Below are 22,324 nucleotides of genomic sequence, written 5' to 3' on the forward strand. Positions count from 1 at the left end.
TATAGACTATTTAAAAATACCTGGGCGACTTCAGTCTAGATCTAGGGGAAGAGATCATATAGCCCAGCGAAAACTCATGTGAATTGAGTCTGCTCCATTGGCCTGATACGGGAAGATCAAAAGCATACCCAAACCTAAAATTCTTACGTATAAAAATTTCCGCCAGTACTATGAATGCAATTTCTTTCTGAAGGCCTATATCATCCACCCTTTCAAAAAAGTTGAAACTTCTTCTATACCCTAGTCCCAAACCAACTAATTGGTCATACTGTAGAAATAAATTTCCGTCAATGCGCGTCATAGACTTCAGATCATCCAACAGTAAAAGACTAGGTTTAAGGGAAAAATATCCATTAAGATCAATTAATGCCCCTGCTGTAAGGGAATAGGAACGCTTTGGTTTAACAGCCAAATCAACGTTATTTATTTGAAGTATATTTTCGAGCGCATGATCTATAGAAAAGCCCGCATAGAACCTATCTGAATAATACAATAAGCCGAGGTTTAGATCGGGGTATATCACACCTCCGCCAGTGCCGATCAATGAGGGATCTGCAGCTACAGTTGGATCATATTTCTCTGATTTGATCCTATAGTTTACAAAGCCTAATCCGGCGCCAAAACTTAAATATGAATATTCTCCTGTCTGGAGGTGATAGGCAGCATTGAAATACAGTGATTGCGTAGTCTGCAGGCCGAGCTGGTCAGAAGATGCTACTACCCCCAATCCGATATTATGAAGAGGTATGATCCCGTCAGCTGCAACTCCATAAGTAGTCGGCGCACCTTCAAGACCTGCCCATTGTTTTCTAAAGAAAGTCTGAACGAACACATCGTTTTTATAACCAGTATATGCAGGATTGATGTAAATGGGGTTGAACAGGTATTGGCTATACTGTGGAACCTGCTGAGCGGATCCTCGGAATATGACTACCAAAAAAACCAGTGCCGATAGAAAGGATTTTAAACTATTATGAGTGAAAAGAACTTTCAGGAAATGTCCCGGCAGTTGGGTCTTTTTTACTACTATACCCGGACTATGGATCAATAAATCTGGATTAAAAATATATCTGGATTCCATAATGCTCATTTCTTTAAGTGAATAAATCCTGTTTTCTCATAAACCTGGTTGGAATCATCCTTCCATTTAAATGAATAGAAATATGTTCCTTCAACCAGATTACCACCTGTCCATTCATTCTTGTAATTATCAGTGCCAAATACCTCGACTCCCCATCTATTGACTATTACCAGTGAATTGGTTGGGAAAAGATTTATACCTGTAATCTCCCAGGTATCGTTGATCCCATCACCATTAGGTGTAAATACGTTCGGAAAATGAATGGAGAATTGCACATGAATGACAGTACTTTCATTATTGGAATAATCGGAATCCTGTTCATGGGAAGAGACTGAGGCACTATTGGCTATGGATGTACCCTCAGTGGTAGCGAGCACAATCACAGTCAGTTCAACCGCCTCTCCGGGTAGAAGCTTTTCTATTTTCCAGGTAAGCAACCTCTCGGAAGAATTGTAGCTTGCCAGTCCGGTTGAATAAATACTTCTGACATAGTCCAGCTGAACAGGCAGAACATCAATAACTTCAATAGCTGAAGCTTCAACTTCCGAAATATTTGACACAGTGATTTTATAACCAAACTCCCTTCCAACCTCCACTAACGATGCGGACACCTCTTTTAAAACAGCAACATCCACCTCCCTCAACTCAAGAATCTCAGAGGCATCAGTCACATCAGGTGCATTGTCCGCACTAACAGTAACCACATTGACCATTCCTTGAGAAAACTCCACAAGTAGAAAGGACAAAGTAAAACCCAGTTCTTGTCCAACTTCCAATACAGGGATGGTAATTTCCAGTGAGTCAATGTCGTACAGCTCCAGAAATCCAGCCCCATCAAAACCGACAAATTGAAGACCTGTGGGAAAATAATCCTTCATCTTTACATTCCAGATAGGGTGTTCACCCTGATTTAGGATGCTGATGCCATACTCAACAACATCTCCCACATTAAACACATTGCCAATGAGCGATTTATTTACTTGCAACTCGCTTAAAGACGCCCCGAAAATTTCTTCTGTGACTTCAGCGAACCACCTATCGGGTTGTCCTTCGGCAATAGCCCATATCTTGTTAGTCACTTCTCCTCCAATAAGGTTGGTCTGATAGGCCAATTGAACTTCAAACTCCCACTTGATACTTTCTCCTGCTTCCAATTCATCAATTTCCCAAGTCAATACACCTTCTTCATTTGCCGTAGGCAATAAGTCTGATGAGAGAAAATCCAAGTAAGGTTGAAGTGTATCCGTAAGCACTAAATCGTTCAAACTCAATGTTCCAGCATTTTTGAGCTGGATTCCAAATCTGAACTTCCCGCCTATCCTTACTGGAGAACCAATGATGGATTTACTGATTTGCAGCTCAATCTTTTCTTTATCAATTATCTCTACCTCTTCATTGGTATCTGTATCTTCCTCTTCTCCATTTCTATTTAGAACAGCTACGGAATTCCGTATCAGTCCCGGCTCCCTGGAAAGGGATACCCGGGTAACAAGCTCAAAGGAGGCACGTGCCCCAACTCCGAGCCGCTCCAGTTCCCATATCACTTCATGCGTGGCAGACTGGTACGCTCCTCCCTCACTTCCAACGTATTCCAGCTCATCAGGCAGGTCATCTACCAGCCGGAGCAGGGAAGCATCGCTGGGACCAGAATTATCGACACTGATCCTGTAACGCACCGTATCCCCCGGATAAACCGAGGCAGAACTGAGGAGCTCCTTCTCCACGCGAAGGGAAGATTCACGAAGGACCGTGACAGGTTCGGACTCATCCTCCAATTCCCCGTCTGGGCCAGTCAGGTAGGCCGTGTTTCGCAATACCGTTCCCTCTTCGAGGGAAGGAGAGACCAACAGACGAAGTTCAAAAACCCGGCTTTCCCCTCCCCGAAGACTATCCAGGCTCCAGCTGACTTTTCCAGAACCAAGCTCACCCTCTGGTGTGGAGGAAACATAGCTAGTCCCTTCCGGAAGAGGGTCTTCCAAAAGGAGGTTATATGCGATACCACGTCCTCTGTTCTCTACTAAAAGCCGATAAACCAGCTCTCCACCAGCCAGTACCTCTGCAGGGCCCTGAAGTGACTTTTCCAAGAAAAGCTCCGGTACAAGCGGAACCACCTCTACCTCTTCATTGGTATCTGTATCTTCCTCCTCGTCATTTCTATCGAGAACAATCACGGAATTGCGTATCAGTCCCGGCTCCCTGGAAAGGGATACCCGGGTAACAAGCTCAAAGGAGGCACGTGCCCCAACTCCGAGCCGCTCCAGCTCCCATATCACTTCATGCGTGGCAGACTGGTACGCTCCTCCCTCACTTCCAACGTATTCCAGCTCATCAGGCAGGTCATCTACCAGCCGGAGCAGGGAAGCATCGCTGGGACCAGAATTATCGACACTGATCCTGTAACGCACCGTATCCCCCGGATAAACCGAGCCAGAACTGAGGAGCTCCTTCTCCACTCGGAGGGAAGATTCACGAAGGACCGTGACAGGTTCGGACTCATCCTCCAATTCCCCGTCTGGGCCAGTCAGGTAGGCCGTGTTTCGCAATACCGTTCCCTCTTCGAGGGAAGGAGAGACCAACAGCCGAAGTTCAAAAACCCGGCTTTCCCCTCCCCGAAGACTATCCAGGCTCCAGCTGACTTTTCCAGAACCAAGCTCACCCTCTGGCGTGGAGGAAACATAGCTAGTCCCTGCCGGCAGAGGATCATCCAAAAGCAGATCGTATGCCGTAAATAAACCATCATTTCTAATTACAATTGAATAGGACAATTCCTCTCCTGAAATGACTGTAAATGAAGTTGAGTCTATATATGACTTTGTAATAGAAAGTACCGGTGCACAACTTATCAAGCTAACAGTCACAGGAGCTGATTGGATACTTTCGCAATTATATTGATTTACTGTAACGGCATAGTAGGTGACTCCGTCTTTCAAAAGAGTAGTCAACGGAAGGGGGCTTTGCAAGGTCTGGTCCTGGTACCATTTAACTTGAACATTTTCAGTAGCCTTTAGGATTTCCAATGTAGGGGTTAGCTCACTACATAGTTCAATTTCGCTATTACTGAAAACCGGAGGCTGTATTTCTTCCCTTATGTTGAATTCCACTTTTTTGAAATCCGGAGGCAAAAGCATACATGAGGCATCGGTCCCGGCGCTAAGAAAAAATGAATATTCTCCTGGCATATAGTCCTGAAGGATTAGATTACCTTCCGGAGTTAGCTCAATCTTTTCAGTCGAGGTCACTTTGTTTACACCTAAAGCATCATGGTACCAAAGGAATTTAATCTCCTCCTGACTAAACTGACTATCTTTTTGAATACCAGGCTTAAGCACAACAACATCACCATAGCAATATTCTCCCCCACCTTCCACTTCGATGTCTGATAATGTAGGCCTTGCAGTGACTGTTACTCTAACGGGATATCGGGCATAGGATTCGCAATTGGATCTAAAGACCGATACCCAATAAGTGTATTCACCCGGAACGGATAGCTTTGGGGTAGTGTACCCGTTTCCGGAACTTAACTCCACCCCTCCTCTCTCTGTGGAGTACCATCTTAAAAAAGTATTTTCTCCAGGAATTGCTGAGATACGGGTACTCGTCCCCTCGCAGGTAGTAAAGGGATCTAAAGGATAGGTAGGGATGGCAAAAATCATTTCTGCCATATGTACTCTAACATTAGCAAAAAAATCAGGAAGAGCAGTATAACTTTTCACCAACACACTGACATAAGACTCTGAATTATCCTGTAAATCAGCGGGAATGGTAAATTTGTAAACCTCCCCTGCTCTCTTGACATGTACAGCGTCAGTATTTAAAAAATATTCAGAACTTACTTTTCTAGTTCCATTGTATAAGGAAAGACTAATAGATGACAGCTTGTCAAGCTGTTCGTTCCAACCAGGAAAAGACAGGCTAACGCTCACACTGTCTCCTTTATTTCCTACAATGGGAAAAATCAGATTTTGCCCAATATATCCCCCATTGAAGGTGTTTTTTACAGCCCGCAATTCGGAATAGGTTTCCATATTATAATCGACTGCATTGTCGGGTAAATCAACAGTACAGGAGGGACATATATTACTGGAAATGGTATAAGATCCTGCCTCAGTACAATTATCCAAGGGGATTTCCGTATCGTCCACCACCACAGTAAATTCCAGCCTATTACTAATACAGCCAGTAAGAGAATTCTTGGAGGCGACACTGTACTGATAAAACCCTCTGGGAAGCTCCTTGTCCACGGTAAAAACCGATGAAACCTCAATCAATGAACCTACATCATCAAACCAGTGAAACTCAAAAATGTCTGACTGTGCCGGATCGGGATATTCGGCCACAATCTCCACTCCAAAGCCTTGGGGCGAAAAGTAGGACAATCCCCTTGGAAGTAGAGGCTCTGAAATAGAATGAAAACGCACATCGACTTGCTTAGCCTCTCCCACATCTGATCTGCAAGTGTTTTTTCCCTCTACTGATACAAATACCTTCTCAAGAGAGAGGGAATTATCCAAGACCAACTCTGGGCCTTGCGAGATAATGACAGTAAGTTCTTGATCAGCATACCAGGTAAAAACCGGGGAATCGACAGAATTGCTAAAAACTTCCAATAGAACTTCGTCTCCAGCACAAAATACATATTCCGAACTACCCTGAATATCAGACAAAAGGGCGGGGACGCACTCACTGTTTTCCCAAAAAGTGGGGTCAAGCTCCTGGGCTTGAAAATGGGTATCCAAACTTGAAAGACCGATAAGCCAAAAAAAGAAATCGAGGACAAAAACTAACTTCATAAAATTTAGACTTGGATTTCACTCTAAAAAGAATTTGGAATCGAGCCTTGCTGCCCGGTTTCACAAAATCGTTGTTAAAGAATAAAACTAGATATTTAAAGCGTAAAAAAAACCTGTAAACGGTGCATTATAAATGTAAAGCGTAATCATGTAAATGAAATGCAAATAATTATAGAATAATAAAAAACCTAGCTACTTAAATAAGTCAGTATATTAGAATATTTGATTATAAAAAGCATATTTTAAAATACAAAATTCATATTTCAAACCACGTAAAACCTAAGCAAACAATTCAGATAGATGTTCCAAAATAAGGGTTCAAGAATGTGAGGACAGAGACTGAAATTTTCGTAAAACGGATAAATACAGTCAATTATACTACAATAATAATCCAAAAATAATTGGTAATTTACAATTAAAAATTAGCTTAATACATTTTTTAATTTTCTCCTAACTTTTGTCTTGGATCTAAATTTGAGGCACAAATCAAGACATGGGCAGGGCAGAACAGACTTTTTTATTAATAAAACATATATTTACGGCTTGGATGTATTACTTCGGCTTTGGTATTAAATCATATTCTAGCTTACTGGATTTTTTTATTGAAGCTCTGCTGATCGTCTAATTAATCACTGCTATCAACTATGGAAGTTCAAGCTAAAAAAAGAAAGTTACTCCTTATTGATGATGAGCCATTAATGGGAGCACTTCTAAAGAACAAATTCAAATTAAAATACGAGGTAACCTTAAAGCTTAATGGACTGGAAGGCCTGAGCTATATTCTGGATGGCAATGTGCCTGATGTGGTGATATTGGATCTCAATATGCCTGTAATGGGAGGAATTGAATTTATTCAGGAAGTCAGAAAGTTTAACTATCTGCACCACATTGTATTAATAGTTCTCTCCGGGGAGGAATCCGCAGCAAGCAGGATAGATGCATTCAATGCCGGTGCTGATGATTTTCTTATCAAGCCATTCAACATGGCGGAGCTATCGATTAGAATTGAAAGATTTTTCACCAGATACAAATTCGACAAGCTATGAAAGACAAATTAGTCTTCATAAATCCTTTATTATATTTACCTGAGGGTATCATGAAGTCTATTGAATCCGAGTTTGACATTGAAAGCTACAATGATGTACTATCCTTTGTACAAAGTATCAAAACCAATTCCACGGTATCTATTCTGTTCGTATATGGCAGTTTAAAGCAGCCAGAATTCACCAACTTACTTAAAAAGATAGGCAATTATTCTTTTCGAGATGGCTTTCAAGTTGTAGTTGTGAGTAGTGATTTTGATTACGATGATAAAAAAAACGCTGTCAAAAATGGGGTTAGCAGTTTATTCACAACTGATCAGTTTCGCTCTATTGAGGTGGTCGCATCAATACGGCAATTAATATCCCACCCCCCTATGAGACGCTCGTTCTCTCAGGAAGATATAGTCCTGCCCATCGATCAGGAATACACCACCCCCATTGGCAAAAGGCTCTTTGACATTGTAGTCTCAGGATTGGCGCTGGCCATATTGTCACCTCTTTTTTTCACTATAGCGGTTCTGATACGCATAGAATCGAAAGGGCCAATTTTTTATAAGTCAAAGCGGGTAGGTAGAGGCTGGGATATTATATCATTTTATAAATTCAGGACAATGGTAGCTGATGCGGATAAAAAACTGAAGGACCTGGGACATCTGAACCAATATGCCAAAATCAATGGAACCAGTGAAACGAAAGTTTCCGCGTTTCTTTTGGAAAAATGCGATATGTGCAAGCAGTTTAACCAACCTTGCGAAAACCCACTTTACAATGCTATAGGGCAGCAGATATGTGAAACTTCCTACCGTTCCTACCATAAGGATGGTGGGACGGCTTTTTTTAAGCTATCACAGGATCCTAGAATCACTACCTTGGGGAAATTCCTAAGGAACAGTAGTCTGGATGAGTTACCACAACTGATTAATGTATTCAGAGGAGACATGTCCATAGTAGGCAACCGGCCTCTTCCTATATATGAAGCTGAAAAACTGACCACGGACGAGTTTTCCAAAAGGTTTTTTGCCCCTGCCGGAATTACTGGATTATGGCAAGTGACCAAAAGAGGAAAAGCAGGAGGCATGTCAGAAGAAGAGCGCATCGAACTGGACAATCATTACGCAGATAATTATAGTCTGAGGTTGGATCTTAAAATTCTGTTAATGACCATACCTGCATTATTTCAAAAAGAAAACGTATGATAAGATTCATCGGTGTAGCAGTTGTTCTGTTATGCATACAGGCAACCCTGTTGCCGGTACGACTTAAGGCTCAGCAATCCGCAAGTGCAGGCATAGAAGAAGGGATTGAAGGATTTGATTTATTTCAGGATATATCCGAACAGCTGCCTACCTTAGACAGTTTGATACTCATCGCTGTCTCCTATAGTCCCAGTGTAAAAACCGCTGTTTACCAGAGCGAAACAGAAGAGCAACGCCTTGCGTTGCAAAAGAAGTTTTGGACCAACCATGTTTCCCTGTTTGGAAATATGGCTACAGGAAGCCAGGGAGTATATATTGCCGGGGTAAATGAATCGACGGTAAACACCTTGTCTAACGGTTACAGATATGGGCTAAGTGTGAATTTGCCACTATATGAATTTATTTCAAGATCCAATCGGGTGAAACTGTCCCAGTCTGAAATCAAAACATTTGAAAGTAAGGCTGAAGAAATCAAACTCACAGTGGAGCAATTGGTGATCAGAAATTACTTTGATCTTATAGTGGCTCAGAAAGTGATGATAGATCAACATAATTATTTAGAGCAGGCTAACAATAGCGTCCAGCTTGCTGAGCTCAAACTTCGGGATAATCAGGTGAGTTTTACCGAATATACCAGGATTTCAGAAATCCAGTCTATCGCAAGCCAAAAATATTATGAGTCCTATGGGGAATTTATGGTGGCTTTTTATAATCTAGAGAGCTTACTGGGTGCTAAACTTTATGATTTGAAGCTATGATCCAGATAAAGCATCTGATATGGTATCTGAAAAAATACTATCTCCTTTTTCTTATTTTCCCTTTAACAATTGCCGTGGTGGTATTCTTGCTTACTGCAGGATCTCCGAAGATCTATGATTCCCACATGGTGATCTATACCGGCATATCTACCAGGAAAAACGCTGATTTAACAGAATCTTTAAAAATTGATTTTTTCACCTCAAATAATTTAATGGACAACATCATTTCATTGATCAGTTCCAGAAAATCGATAGAAGAAGTAAGCCTTAGATTGCTGTCCCAACACCTTTCCCTAGAGGAACCAGAACTGTCAGTACTGTCCCCGCAAAGTGCCGAGGAGCTGAAGCTCCATATTTCAGACAATCTAAAGTCACAAGTGGCGGTAGTAGGTAATCCTGAGCAGACCCTTAGTAATATCCTCAGCTATATGGAGGATAATTACAATAGTCCCTTTCATTACCTATTGGAGCATCACCCCCACTATGGTGTGGATGAAATCCTTCAAAAGGTGCAAGTAACACGGAAAAAAAACAGCGATATGATAGAAATATCCTACTATCAAGATGATGCGGGGATAGTCTATCATACAGTTAAATTTTTGGGGGAGGTCTATCTTAAACGGTATAGTGAACTTAGATACAATGAAACTGCCAGCAGTGTGGAGTATTTCCAGTCACAATTGGAGGTAGTACTGGCAGAGCTCAATGAATCAGAACAAAAATTGAAAGACTTTATTTCCAAAAACAGAATCATGAATTACTATGAACAAGGAAAAAGTCTTGATCTATATCGCAAAGAGGTAGAAGCGGATCAAAGCAATGCGTATCAGCTGGCCACCGGGGCGGAAGCTGGCCTGATCAAATTGGAAGAACGGCTAAAGGAAAATATTGGGAGATCCGATATCCTTGACAGTATTTCCAGTCTAAGAAAACATGTTTCACAACTACGGGTAAAATTAAATACCCGGGAAGGCAGGGATACCTGGGATGCGGAGCAGATAAAGGATGAGATTTCCAAGGCGAACGAAGCCATAAACCTAAAAGTATCCCGCCTCTATCAACAGGATTTCAGCGTAGATGGGGTGCCTATGAACGACATCCTTCAGGAATGGCTCAAATTATACATAGAGAAAGAAAAGCAATTCACAGCTTCGGATGTAATGCTGAACGATTTAAAAAGAATAGATCAAAGGATAGACACTTTTGCCCCTTTGGGCGCTGAACTAAACCGTTTGGAGCGGGAAGTGTCAATTCATGAAAAAGAATATTTAGCCATTATAACGGGATTGAACCAGGCCAGGATCCAAAAGGAAAACTTCAAGCTTTCCCAATCCCAAGTGGTAGTTGACCCTCCTTATCTGCCCTCAAATGCAAGAAAATCAAAAAGAAAAATATTGGTAATTGCAAGCTTTTTATTCGGTAACATCTTAGTATTAAGTTTTATAACTATACTATTAATCACCGACTCGTCCTTACAAAACCCCAAACGGGCAGAAGAGATCACAGGTCTGACCTTGGCAGGGACTTTCCCCAGCATGGACAAAAGCAAGGATCCCAAGTTGAACAAGGTTGTATTTGAATATTGGTTAAATGAACTTAACCTGAGGAGAAGTCAAAATAAAAACAAGAGCCCCTATCTGATTGGTATGCTGCTCGATGAAGAGAATAAATCCAACTTAGGCCTAATACAGTCCCTTGCCGGTAATCTTGAAAAAGAGCAAGTAAGAACTCAAATTCTTCATCCCGGAGTTATTCCGGCAGGCATACCATACACGGAAACGGCCTATCACCGATCAAATAGCCCAATGGCATTAGGCATTGGACAAAACAGCCTCGCCGAGGGATTTGATATTGTTATAATTATCCACCCCTACTGGAAAGAGCAACATATTTCCTTTGACATTTTGCAAGCCTGTGACTGGAATCTCATGATCATAGATGCGGAAGTAGTCTGGAAACCAAATTATTCAAAATTTGTGGACATGATCCAATCATCTACAAGACTTAAACCGGACATGTTGTTAAGTAACGTTGATTCTATCTTTGTAAAAGAATACACTGGGGCATAAGCCCCCTTTTGATAGTAATACCGGCTAGCGTGTGAACTCTATAAAGCCCTCTTCTACTTTAGGTTTTACAATTATTTCGGCATTGGTGGCTGGAGGGATTGGCTATGCAATTTTCAGATTGGAAATTTTAGTATTGGCGTTTCTCTTGGGTCTGGTAGTACTCCTATTCCTGGTACGTCTGATTTACCTCAAACCTATCATGGGGATTTACCTGACCCTGGCCTATTCCTTTGTGGCCAATGGGCTTATTCGCTACCTGGAACTTCCTTTAGGACTAGGCGTGGATTTTCTTCTATTTGCAAGTCCTCTTATCGCACTGTTCTCCAGGGAAAAGCCTGCTTTCGAAAACCTGAATTCGTCGTTATTCTACATCACCTTATTTTGGCTGGCTTTCACCATCCTGGAGATATTTAATCCTGAGGCTGTCAGTAAAATTGCGTGGTTCTATGCGGTCAGGGCAGTTTCCCTATACCAATTATTCTGCGTTTCCTTTTTGTTGCTTTTTCTAAAGGCAAAAAAACAAGTCTATTTGTTTACGAATCTTACGCTTATATGCTGCATAATAGCAGCTGTTTGGGGATTTAAACAAATATTTCTAGGGCTAGATGAATGGGAAATCAGGTGGTTGGCATCAGGGCCTGTTCGGACACACGTATTGTTTGGTGTCTTAAGGGCATTCTCTTTTCTTTCCGATTCAGGCCAATTTGGAGCAACCATGGGATATGGTGCTATAGTGGCATTCTTACTGGCATTGGGCCCTTTTACTATTAAGAGAAAAATCATACTCCTTGTAATAGGATCAATAAGTCTATATGCCATGGCCTTGAGCGGTACAAGGGGGGCTTTTTTTGTAGTGATTGTAGGCTCCTTTGCTTATTTGGTCGCTACAAGAAATTTTAAGAGTATTATTGTTGGAGCAGTTTTCCTTTGTGGGATACTTTTCTTCTTGAAATTTACGACCATCGGTAACGGCAATTATCAACTAAGAAGGATGAGAACGGCACTGGATCCTAAGGACGCTTCATTGCAGGTACGTTTCGAAAACCAACTAAAACTTAAAAAATACTTATCGACCAGGCCCTTAGGGGGGGGAATAGGGACTTCAGGATCCTGGGGCCAGCGATTCTCCCCTAACACATTATTAGCTGATACCCCCAATGATAGCTGGTATGTGAGAATATGGGCTGAAACGGGAGTAATTGGTCTATCCATCCACCTACTTATGATATTGTTTATACTATATAAGGGATTCGCGGTTATATTCAGCCTTCACGATCCTATATTAAAGCAATATATGATGGCCTTACACTCAGGATTTGCAGGAATTACTGTTGCAGCCTATGGGAACCCCATTATAGGCCAGTTCCCCATTAATATAATCATATACTTTACCTGGGCTGCAATTTTCTTAGCATCGGGCTGGGATAAACAAGCAAAAGCGATACGGAATTAAGGAGAGAGTTATAATCAATCAGACAATTCATCTATACGAATTGCCTTTTCCCATGTTGAGGGCTGTGCGCCTTTTAGCCATCTGAAAAACCCTAAAATTGCACAGAGGTTCATAACGGTAAAATAATAGGGCACAAAAAACCCCTTGATTGATACTTCTTTATACTGCCAACGATACCCCCACCATGCCCATAGGTAGAACATATACTGCATTCCCAAAATCATATACCAATGCAGCTCTTGTGTCTGTATAGCGAGGTAATGGTTGAGGAGAAGCAACACAATCAACAGAAACGGGATAAGGGCCCATCTGAGTACCCTATGGCTAACGTATTGGAAAGTAAGCACAGGGTCGTGAAAAGGGTTGATAGCCTTACGTAGGCGGAACATGCTCTGCCATCCTCCCGCCGCGATCCGGATCTTGCGTTTTACCTCTTCTCCAACATTGGCGCTTGCATATTCAGAGGCTATCGCCTCAGGGACATACTTGACTCGATAGCCAGCCTCGGCAATTTTCATTGACAACATAAAATCATCCAAAATAGTATTGTCGGGCAGGTCCTGAAAAAGCTCCATTCTACAGCTGATCAATTCACCTGCGGCACCCACTAATGTATAGAGAAAACTGTCATATTTTTTGAGGAAAGACTCATATTTCCAATACATCCCTTCTCCTTTTTCACCGGCACCCTGTTGATTACTGGATAAAATTGATTTCTCACCTGAAACCGCTCCTACCCTTCGATCATGGTACGGCTGAACTATCTGTTCAAGTGCCTTTTTATTTAACCTTGTATTTGCATCACAAAACACAAGGATGTTACCTGAAGCCTGTCTTACGGCCCTTTTCATGGCAGCAAGTTTGCCTTTTCGTTCTGCAGAGTACATGGTTTTGACTTCCGGGAATTCCAAAGGAATGGTTTGTGACCCATCTTCCGAACCATCACAGATAAATATGATTTCAAGCAACCCTTCAGGATAGGAAAGTTCTAAGGTATTTAATATTTTCTCACGTAATCCCTTTCCTTCATTATAGCACGGAACAATGAGAGATACAGAAGGAAAATATGTAGATGATTTCACCATTTTGTCTTTTCCCAGGATTTTCACCAACAGGTATATTAGCATACCGTAGCCCAGGTAGGCGTAGAACGCGATCAATAACAAAGCTATAAACCAGACTTCTACCATGAATTGTTTTTTAGAATTGCTTCATAGGTATTGGTTGCAAGCTTCCAAAAATATTCAACCCTCAGTTCCCAAGAATTGGATTTGGCAGCTTGATATCTTTTTTGGTAAGCAGACTTGGAATTGGACCTGATTGCTTGATCAATCATGATCACAAACTGCCCATGGTCACCGGCAAGATAAATGTGTTTCCTGAAATCAGAAATATCAGGAGAAAAATCAGTAGTCACCACAGCTCTTCCTGATGCTAAATATTCGTTTATTTTTAAAGGATAGATACTTCTGGTAAAATCATTAATCAAAAAAGGGATGATTGCACAATCAAAATATCTAAGAAACATTGGAAGCTCCTCCGTTTTTTTAGGGCTGATGAAAACGATATTTGGAAGAGCGTCCAAATCGATTTCAGTGTGGATCTTATCCTCTCGCGGACCTAGAAGCACCAGCGTCTTATCTGGATGGGCTTCGGCGATCTTCTTAACGAGCACATAATCTATGCGCTGACATATATTCCCAATATATCCTATAATAGGAGTTTTAATGTTTTCAATCTCTGCCGGGGCTCCCCCATCCATTTCCCAAGCAATTTTAAACAGTTCTGTGTCTCCACCGTTAGGAAAAAGCAGTACCGGCACCCCACTTGATCGAGAGAGATCTTTCGACAAATTTTGGGATGTTGCTATTGACAAGTCGTAATTCCGAATAGCCTCTATCTCTCTGTAGGAACCGTGCTTTCGAGTATAGGCATTTATAGCGCCAATAGCGTCCCTAGATTGGTACACTGATAGTCTAGGAGACAAGTATTTTCGGTAATTGGAAAGGTATGTTGGGTTAAAGGAATTAAACAGTATAAACTCCTCTACTTTATCTTCAGCCAAGCTCTTACGGATGGCCGCAGACATAATCTTATTGTTAAAAGAGGAAAAGACATTGTAAACCCAACCTTTTTTCAGCCAGTTTACCGGAAAAACGATCCTTGGCGTAATACATTTGACTATCCCACCTCTAGTTGTAAGGATAGTTCTCAACTGCTGATCACCTTTGATCAATGCCTGGGCACGGCATTGGATAGGTGCTGAATTTCTTCCTCTATACCATTCAGAAAAAGTGTAAGGGTAATCCACGTAATATACTTTATTGTTCTTACCAAACTCTTTGGCCAAAGACCAGGAGGCAGAGGATATTGGTGAATCCCACCTGGACATGGATAAAATGACTATTGGAAGTTCCTTAAGTTTATTTGATCCAAGAGCAGTTTTCATGTGTTTATAATTGTTTTTCAATGGTCACATGAAATCTCGCATATGGGGTAATCATCCCAGTGTGTGCCGTTTTCGACATGCGCAATTTCATAGCTTATTATCCTTAAGGTCCGGAAAATCATTTTTTCTTGCCCTCCAAACCTGGTCAAAATCAAGATATTTATCATGCTTGGTGACCAGGAAATCAGTCTTAGCTTGCTTGAAGCCAAATAAGGAAAGAACCTGGAGTCCTGCGAATACGGGAGTAAATGGGATCGCCTTCCAAATGACAACCGGAGTATTGGAAAAAACCAAGGCCGCGAACCAATTGATACCCGTCATAAAAATGACTGCGGCAGAAATCATAAAGACATAGGAATTGGCGAACAATCCATAGCCTAATGTAATCAATACCCCAATAGTCAAAAATATAAGTGGTGGGGTGGAAGTCATAACAGAAAAATAAACACCATTCCAATCAAAGCTTGCCAATTTATTGGAAAACAGTGCGCAGACATCCTTGAGATGGTCAAAATACGACTTAAGCCAACGGGTACGTTGCTTCTGTACCTGTGCGGCACTACTGGATTTCTCATCAAAAATCAATGCGTTTTTTTGATATGCGATTCTAATCCCCTTAGCCACCAAGGCGTTTTGCAATATTTTATCTTCTGCCAAGATCAGTTGAGAATTGACTGTATCCAAATCGGCTAGATACTGCTCAAACAATCCTGTTTCGACAAGCATCCCCGAACCGGATATAGTGGCTGATGAACCTAAACGGTCCGGAAGTTCCTTGTGTATAAAATTATAATAAATCTCACCCAGGGCATCTAAACAGGCTACACGGGTATCCAGGTTTTTGGCTGTACGTCTTCCCTGCACAGCATTATTTCCTCTACTGAATGAATGAGAGAGGTAAGCCAGGCTATCCGGATGGAGGAGATTATCAGGATCCAAGACCAGGACAGCATCATGATTTCTCTTCCTGTGGGCCAAGCCAACTTTTAAGGATGAGACTTTGGAATCCAAGGGCTTATCAGGATATATTACGGTGAGTCGTTCGCTTACTGGTAAATCCGGATGAGGAATACAGCGGTCAGCAACTAAGTAAATATGAAAATCAGAATAATTTTGATTGAAAACAGAATCTAAAAGAGGGAGGGCAATGGTAAGGTCCCGGTATGCCGTAACTACACATGCTATGTCTATCTGGGTTGTCGTAAGCTGTTTCTTGGATTTTGGAGATGGAATTAGCAGCATTGCCAAAATAGAAATTGTGACGAAAGAAGCATAAAACAGGAGCAGAATAGATAAGGCAAAAAACAGCGAGTCCAGTATTATCATAATTAATTCTCGATATTAAAAAGGATCAAATAAAATTGGCTTAGGTTCATTTCATTTCCAAACACCAAAGAAGGGGATGTCTTCCTGTAAAATGGATGACGCTTATTGGCTTTTCAGATTACTATTTAATGTCCTGAAGCCATTAAGTCCGTCATGTAAGTTCGCAAGGGCAAGTACTTCAATTTTCTGTAAAAGAAACATTTCATACACAAATTTATCTATAAGTGGATAGAATAGCGCAAACGAATCATTTTTTTAATAATTTCAGATTGGAATATTATTATAGGCCGTGTCAAAAAACTTACCTCTACCCCTTGTCTCCATTATTACCGTCAATTTCAACCAATCGAAACTTACCGAAGAACTCCTTAAATCTCTGGAGAGGGCAAAGTATTCCAACCTGGAAATAATAGTGGTGGACAATGGCTCCACGGAGTGGGATATTGCTGGGTTTCAGAAAAAGTACCCTTACGTGAAAGTGGTCGAAAGTAAGGAAAATCTAGGGTTTGCAGGAGGAAACAATTTGGGAATTGCGGCGGCCCGTGGCAAATATCTGATGTTTCTCAACAACGACACGGAAGTAACGCCTGGATTTTTAGAGCCTTTACTTGCTGTATTTGAAACAAATCCCGCTATAGGCGCAGCGTCACCTAAAATAAAATATTACCATAGTCCCAATCAAAACATAATCCAATGGGGCGGATCAGAAGGGGTCAGCAAAATAACTGTACGGGGCAAAGTAAATGGCGGAGAGGAAGAGGATATTGGTCAATGTAACCAAGTGCTGGAGACCCAGCTGGTACATGGAGCCGCTATGATGGTACCTTTTGAAGTTGTCAAAAGAGTTGGATTGATTCCGGACATCTATTTTCTATATTATGAAGAGCATGACTGGGCTGAAATGATTAAGCGGGCGGGTTATTCAATTTATTATGTAGGCAATGCCACCGTCTATCATAAGGAATCCATGACTGTGGGAGAATTCAGTCCGGTTAAAATCTATTATCAAAACAGAGGAAGGCTGATCTATACCAGAAGAAACAGACATGGTATAAACAAACTAGGAAGCTTGCTCTTTTTCGGAATTGTCGCTTTCCCGAAAAATCTAATTCATTATTTATTACAGGGAAAGTGGGAATTGGCAAGGGCATTTATTTCTGCCTGTATGTGGAACCTACAGAACAGTGCTATATATGGTCATCCTAAATTAAGTGAATCAGGAGATGGATCCTATGCCATAATTGATGACAGGAAGCCCAATACTCTGGATTTTTCAAACTCTTGAATATGTTAAAGTCAGTTTATTTAAAATTCAAAGAAAAGCAAGCGAGACTACTACGAGAAGGTGAACCTGCGGGCATGTTCCATATTGTCAGACTGTTTTTTTCCGGTGCAGTCCAAGTGCTGTTAGGCCAATGGTACTTTACCAGACGAACCACACCCGGAAGGCTAGTGCTGGCAAAAGGAAGGCCATTGGTGCAAAATCATGGACATATTATACTCGGAGATCATGTTAAAATCTGGTCAGTGATCCAGCAGAGCAAATTATTTGTGAAAAGAAATGCTTGCCTGACGATAGGGGCCAATTCCTTTATCAATGGCGCACACATATCTGTAAGTGAGTCAGTTACGATAGGATCAAATGTGAATATAGGCCCTTATTCTGTAATCATTGATGATGATTTCCACCCTGTAGGATCAGGAAGTGGGGACAGTTATAGAAAACCTATAGTGATTGAGGATGATGTTTGGATAACGATGAATTGCATGGTAATGAAAGGCGTGCGTATAGGAAAAGGCTCAGTAGTAGCTGCTGGGGCTGTGGTGACAAAGGACGTGCCTCCCCATACGCTTGTGGGCGGGGTGCCCGCAAAAGCAATCAGAGACCTAAATTAAAGCAGAAAATCATATACCCCATAAGTCAGTACCTTTAGAATTATGAGAATTGGTATAGAAGCACAGCGGATATTCAGGAAAAACAAGCACGGGATGGATTTGGTGGCCGTTCAGCTGATCAAGAACTTACAGCGTATAGACCACCATAACCAATATTATATCTTCATTAACCCGGATGAGGATATACATACGATTTATCCTACAAATAATTTCAAAATCATCCTTTTGCAAAAAAGTCCATACCCAATATGGGAGCAGTACTACTTGCGAAAAGCTTCCTATGACTACAAACTTGACGTCTTGCATTGCACAAGCAACACCGCCCCAATAGGAATAAAGACACCTTTGATACTTACCCTCCATGACATTATTTATCTGGAACAGATCCACCTAAAATCCGGGACATGGTATCAGCGGATAGGAAATCTATATAGAAGATGGGTAGTGCCAAGGATAGTAAAAAATTGTCACACCATATATACCGTTTCTGAATTTGAAAAAAAAGTAATTGAGAAACACTTTAACTTCCAACCGGAAAAAGTCAAGGTGATCAACAATGGAGTGGCGACCCACTTCAAGCCACAGGACAACAAACTGGTTGCCAAGATTAAAGAGAAATACGGACTCCCTGATTCTTATTTACTTTTTTTGGGAAATGCTGATCCAAAAAAGAACATGCTGGGATTACTTAAGGCACTTTTGCAATTGGACAAAAACCAGCAACTTACCATGAGGGTTGTAATCCTGGATTTTGGCATTAAAGAATTGGAAGCTATGTTAAGCAGCATAGATGCAATCCAACTCTTGGAAAAGATACATTTGCCTGGATATATCCCCAATGAGGAACTCCCATGCTTTTACAGTGGTGCATCAGCTTTTTTATATCCCTCTTTAAGAGAGAGTTTTGGCCTTCCTATTCTAGAAGCCATGGCCTGCAAATGCCCTGTAATCACCTCAAATACTTCATCTATGCCTGGGATAGCAAAAAAAGCCGCTATCCTGATCAACCCAAAAAAACCTGCTACAATCAGTGAAGCAATTTTGCGGCTGAAGGAAGACCAAAACCTTCGAGAGGAACTAATAGCAAAGGGAATTGAGCGATCCAAACAATTCAGTTATTTAACAGGAGCCCAAGCTGTATTGGAAACGTATAATTCTATCAAACGAAAAAAAAGATGAAATCGAGCATGAGGAAAACCTCACACAGTGGGATGGTTATAATTGCGAGATTCCATATGACCATGAAAAATCAATTACAAGCATATGAAATCTAAAAACTATTGGCTGAACAGTGGGTTTTTTACTATGATGCACCGCGGGGTTGATTTTCTTGTGGGATTTTTAGGTTTCATGATGTTGGTTAGGATCTATTCTCCTGATTTGTTTGGGGTTTGGGTACTCTTTATAACTATTACCACAATTATTGAAATCTCGCGAAATGGCTTCTTGCAAAACGGATTGATCAAATATCTAGTATCCGATTCAGACCAGGAAGGACAAATACAACTAAGTTCACTACAACAAAATTTTGCCCTTACAGTGGTGCTAATGTGTCTTGCATATTTTTTGGCACCTTATGCGGAATTAAAATTAAACGCGCCCGGTCTTGGGGCACTCTTGCGATTACATGTGCTTTTCTCCCCTTTCTTGATCTTCCATACACATAATTTAATCCTTATGCAGGCAAGATTTAATTTTCGCGCCTACTTCTATGCCAGCATAAGCAAGACTGTCCCTTTTTTCCTGTCTATCTTGATCATTTATTTTAATAACCTTACCATAGATCTGGTACAACTCGGCTGGTTATATCATCTATGTGTGGTACTGGCTTTACTTTCCTCCCAAATACAAGTCCGGAAACATTTCAGGATCGTTTGGGGCTGGCATAGAGAATGGTGTGTAAAACTATATAGTTTTGGGATTTATGTCTTTGGTACTAACCTACTTTCAGTTATTTCTACCAGCATGGACAAATTCCTTCTAGGCGCCTTATTATCTCCTGCCCAGGTAGCAATGGCCAACAGTGCCGGTAGGGTCAGCAATCTCTTAGACATCCCTATCAATTCCATTTCTTCAATTTCCTTTCCAAAAGCATCTGAGGCACATGAAAGAAGGCAGCCTGAAGAAGTGGCAAAAATCTATGAACTGACCTTGGGGGCCATGTTAAGTTTCAGTTTAATTTATCTGGCCATTGTGTTGGTGTTCAGTAAAACGATAATACTCCTCGTTGTGGGAGAGGAATACCTTGCTGCTGTCCCTTACCTGCAAATAATATCCTTTCTTGCTCTGATCCGACCTATAGATAGGCAATCAGGAGTTTTTTTGGATGCCATTGGTAAGCCTGCTTACAACATGGTATTGGTTTTTACCAATATGATATCATCAGCGTTGCTCTCATGGTATTTAATCAAAGACTATGGACTGGTAGGGGGAGCCTATGGAATGTTGTCCGCACTGACCATAACCGCATTAATAAAAGTAGTAATTTTGAATAAATCCCTACAAATCAACTATTTAAACGTTTTAAAACAGGCGTGGTATAACTACCCTCTGCTATTGAAAGCGGCATGGAGAAAACTGCATTCCTAATAGATTTAGTGTCTTTGATACGAGTGAAACCTTAACGTTTTTAGAAATTCCCCAAACTTCCTGCAGAGTAAGCAAGGCTTGTTGAAAAAGTCTCAGGAATGCTCAGTAACGAAATCAAATGCATAATGCGGGTTTAACCCAATCCTTTTTCATTTGCCCTCTCTGCTCTTTGCCATGTAACAGCCTGGCCTCCAGTAAGCCATCTGAAAAATCCCCGGATAGCGCAATAGTTCATTACTGAGAAATAATAAGGGATAAAGAAACCAACTATAGGGATTGCTTTATCCCTGGCCCAATAGCCCAGTAAAGCCAATGCATAAAAAAGATACTGTGCTACTAACAATACATCCCATAGCCTATTTTGTGAAATGCCTACCAAAAAATGATTAAGTAAAAAAATGACTGGAAGAAGAAATGGACAAACCGTCCATCTCAACACTCTATGACTTACATATTGAAAAAAAAGTCTAAAATCGTAAAATGGATTAATTGCTTTGGATAGTCGAAAGATACTTTGCCACCCGCCAGCTGCTATTCGGATTTTTCGTTTGATCTCTTCTCTTACAGATGAACTGCTGTATTCCAATGCTTCGGCCATAGGAGCGTATTTTACCAAATAACCATTTTCCGCAACCCGCATGGACAGCATGAAGTCATCGAGAATGGTATCGTCCGGGAGATCTTCAAAAAGCTCTCTTCTGTAGCTCATCAGTCCTCCATCTCCCCCCACTTGGGTATAGAAATAACTATCGAGCCTTTTGAGAAATGACTCATATTTCCAATACACTCCCTCTCCCTTGCTACTTGCACCCTCTGACTGCAGGGTAATTATACGTTTTTCCCCGGTCACCGCACCTACCTTGCTATCCTGATAAGGGCGTATAAGTTCCTTGATGGCAGACTGATTTAGCAAGGTATTGGCATCCGAAAAAACAAGAATTGAACCATTGGATTCAGCTACTGCTTTTTTCATGGCGGCAAATTTCCCTCCCCTTTTAGGGACACGAATTGATTTAATGCTATAGTTGCCTTTTAAAATATCATCAGAACCATCATCAGAACCATCACTGACAAATATAATTTCAAGTTTATCTACCGGATAATCAAGCTGAAGCGTATTATCAATTTTGAATTGTAATCCCGCCTTTTCGTTATAATATGGGATAATTAATGATACTGAAGGGAAATATTGATTTTGATAAGCAAAATCTCCTTTAGGCTTTAGTTTAACTAGTAGGAAAACCACCCCTCCATACCCAATGTAGGTATAGAGAATCAAAAGGATAAGAAGTAGCACAGTCAACTCCATATAATAAGCAGGTTCATTTTTAGAATCCCAATCAGGCTATTTTGAAACTTTTCATTAAATCACCTATACAATCCGTTCCATTTTACTGAATAGTAGGAATGCAATTTCGGAAAGTTAAAATGCATTTATCACTATCCGTAGAAAAATAATGTTCCATTCCAGAGAATGCACTATTCCCGGAGTAGTTGGTAATGTGAAATCCGCATGTCCCATCCCACGACTAATTTGATCTAATAGCCTGAGTTCAATTCAAAAAAACGGAGATCATTATAAATAAAGATTTTCCGCAGATTTAAGATGAATAGTTGGGATAGCTATAAATATTATGTAATTTGTATGCAGAAGCACAAAATTTCGCTTCCGCC

General features: G+C 41.0%; 15 protein-coding genes. 9 read left to right on the forward strand and 6 right to left on the reverse strand.

Annotated elements, in window-relative coordinates; all coding sequences use genetic code 11:
* Window positions 1-10: 10 nt before the first annotated feature.
* Entirely contained in the window at window positions 11-1,090 is a 1,080-nt protein-coding gene (locus LZF95_RS03495) for a PorP/SprF family type IX secretion system membrane protein (RefSeq protein WP_233753601.1), read from the reverse strand.
* Entirely contained in the window at window positions 1,087-5,871 is a 4,785-nt protein-coding gene (locus LZF95_RS03500; RefSeq protein WP_233753602.1) for a gliding motility-associated C-terminal domain-containing protein, read from the reverse strand. The genes LZF95_RS03495 and LZF95_RS03500 overlap by 4 nt, the downstream gene beginning before the upstream one ends.
* Before the next feature lie 644 nt (window positions 5,872-6,515).
* Here LZF95_RS03500 and LZF95_RS03505 point away from each other — a divergent pair.
* From LZF95_RS03505 to LZF95_RS03525, 5 genes are read left to right on the forward strand one after another with little or no spacing between them, the layout of a single operon-like run.
* Window positions 6,516-6,917 (forward strand): two-component system response regulator, encoded by a 402-nt coding sequence (locus LZF95_RS03505; RefSeq protein ID WP_233753603.1) that lies wholly within the window; start codon window positions 6,516-6,518, stop codon window positions 6,915-6,917.
* Window positions 6,914-8,110 (forward strand): sugar transferase, encoded by a 1,197-nt coding sequence (locus tag LZF95_RS03510; RefSeq protein WP_306422260.1) that lies wholly within the window; start codon window positions 6,914-6,916, stop codon window positions 8,108-8,110. The genes LZF95_RS03505 and LZF95_RS03510 overlap by 4 nt, the downstream gene beginning before the upstream one ends.
* A complete protein-coding gene (locus LZF95_RS03515) occupies window positions 8,107-8,868 on the forward strand; it encodes a TolC family protein (protein WP_233753604.1) in 762 nt (253 codons plus the stop codon). Before LZF95_RS03510 ends, LZF95_RS03515 begins: the two co-directional genes overlap by 4 nt.
* Window positions 8,865-10,937, forward strand: coding sequence for a hypothetical protein (locus LZF95_RS03520; RefSeq protein WP_233753605.1), 2,073 nt, complete (start codon window positions 8,865-8,867; stop codon window positions 10,935-10,937). The genes LZF95_RS03515 and LZF95_RS03520 overlap by 4 nt, the downstream gene beginning before the upstream one ends.
* A gap of 31 nt (window positions 10,938-10,968) precedes the next feature.
* Window positions 10,969-12,390, forward strand: a complete 1,422-nt coding sequence (locus LZF95_RS03525) for an O-antigen ligase family protein (protein ID WP_233753606.1) — start codon at window positions 10,969-10,971, stop codon at window positions 12,388-12,390.
* A gap of 14 nt (window positions 12,391-12,404) precedes the next feature.
* Here the strand turns inward: LZF95_RS03525 and LZF95_RS03530 are convergent, their stop codons facing one another.
* The 3 genes from LZF95_RS03530 to LZF95_RS03540 all read right to left on the reverse strand — a co-directional run bounded on the left by LZF95_RS03530 (window position 12,405) and on the right by LZF95_RS03540 (window position 16,165).
* Entirely contained in the window at window positions 12,405-13,580 is a 1,176-nt protein-coding gene (locus LZF95_RS03530; RefSeq protein WP_233753607.1) for a glycosyltransferase family 2 protein, read from the reverse strand.
* A complete protein-coding gene (locus LZF95_RS03535) occupies window positions 13,574-14,839 on the reverse strand; it encodes a glycosyltransferase (protein WP_233753608.1) in 1,266 nt (421 codons plus the stop codon). Before LZF95_RS03535 ends, LZF95_RS03530 begins: the two co-directional genes overlap by 7 nt.
* Window positions 14,840-14,926: 87 nt before the next feature.
* Window positions 14,927-16,165 carry a glycosyltransferase gene (locus tag LZF95_RS03540; RefSeq protein WP_233753609.1) on the reverse strand — a complete coding sequence of 413 codons (1,239 nt, stop codon included), beginning with the start codon at window positions 16,163-16,165 and terminating at the stop codon, window positions 14,927-14,929.
* A gap of 289 nt (window positions 16,166-16,454) precedes the next feature.
* On the opposite strand from LZF95_RS03540, the gene LZF95_RS03545 reads away from it, so the two are divergent.
* The 4 genes from LZF95_RS03545 (at window position 16,455) to LZF95_RS03560 (ending at window position 20,650) form a co-directional block, all read left to right on the forward strand.
* Window positions 16,455-17,450 (forward strand): glycosyltransferase family 2 protein, encoded by a 996-nt coding sequence (locus tag LZF95_RS03545; protein ID WP_233753610.1) that lies wholly within the window; start codon window positions 16,455-16,457, stop codon window positions 17,448-17,450.
* Between the two features lie 2 nt (window positions 17,451-17,452).
* Window positions 17,453-18,061, forward strand: coding sequence for a DapH/DapD/GlmU-related protein (locus LZF95_RS03550; RefSeq protein ID WP_233753611.1), 609 nt, complete (start codon window positions 17,453-17,455; stop codon window positions 18,059-18,061).
* Window positions 18,062-18,103: 42 nt separating this feature from the next.
* Window positions 18,104-19,240: a glycosyltransferase family 1 protein gene (locus tag LZF95_RS03555; RefSeq protein WP_233753612.1), complete on the forward strand. Its 1,137-nt coding sequence runs from the start codon at window positions 18,104-18,106 to the stop codon at window positions 19,238-19,240.
* 84 nt (window positions 19,241-19,324) lie between these two features.
* On the forward strand, window positions 19,325-20,650 hold the full coding sequence (locus tag LZF95_RS03560) for an oligosaccharide flippase family protein (RefSeq protein ID WP_233753613.1): 1,326 nt from the start codon (window positions 19,325-19,327) through the stop codon (window positions 20,648-20,650).
* Window positions 20,651-20,783: 133 nt separating this feature from the next.
* On the opposite strand, the gene LZF95_RS03565 is transcribed toward LZF95_RS03560, so the two are convergent.
* On the reverse strand, window positions 20,784-21,959 hold the full coding sequence (locus LZF95_RS03565) for a glycosyltransferase family 2 protein (RefSeq protein WP_233753614.1): 1,176 nt from the start codon (window positions 21,957-21,959) through the stop codon (window positions 20,784-20,786).
* Window positions 21,960-22,324 lie beyond the last annotated feature (365 nt).

This window comes from Algoriphagus sp. AGSA1, from assembly GCF_021390545.1.
Lineage (GTDB): Bacteria > Bacteroidota > Bacteroidia > Cytophagales > Cyclobacteriaceae > Algoriphagus.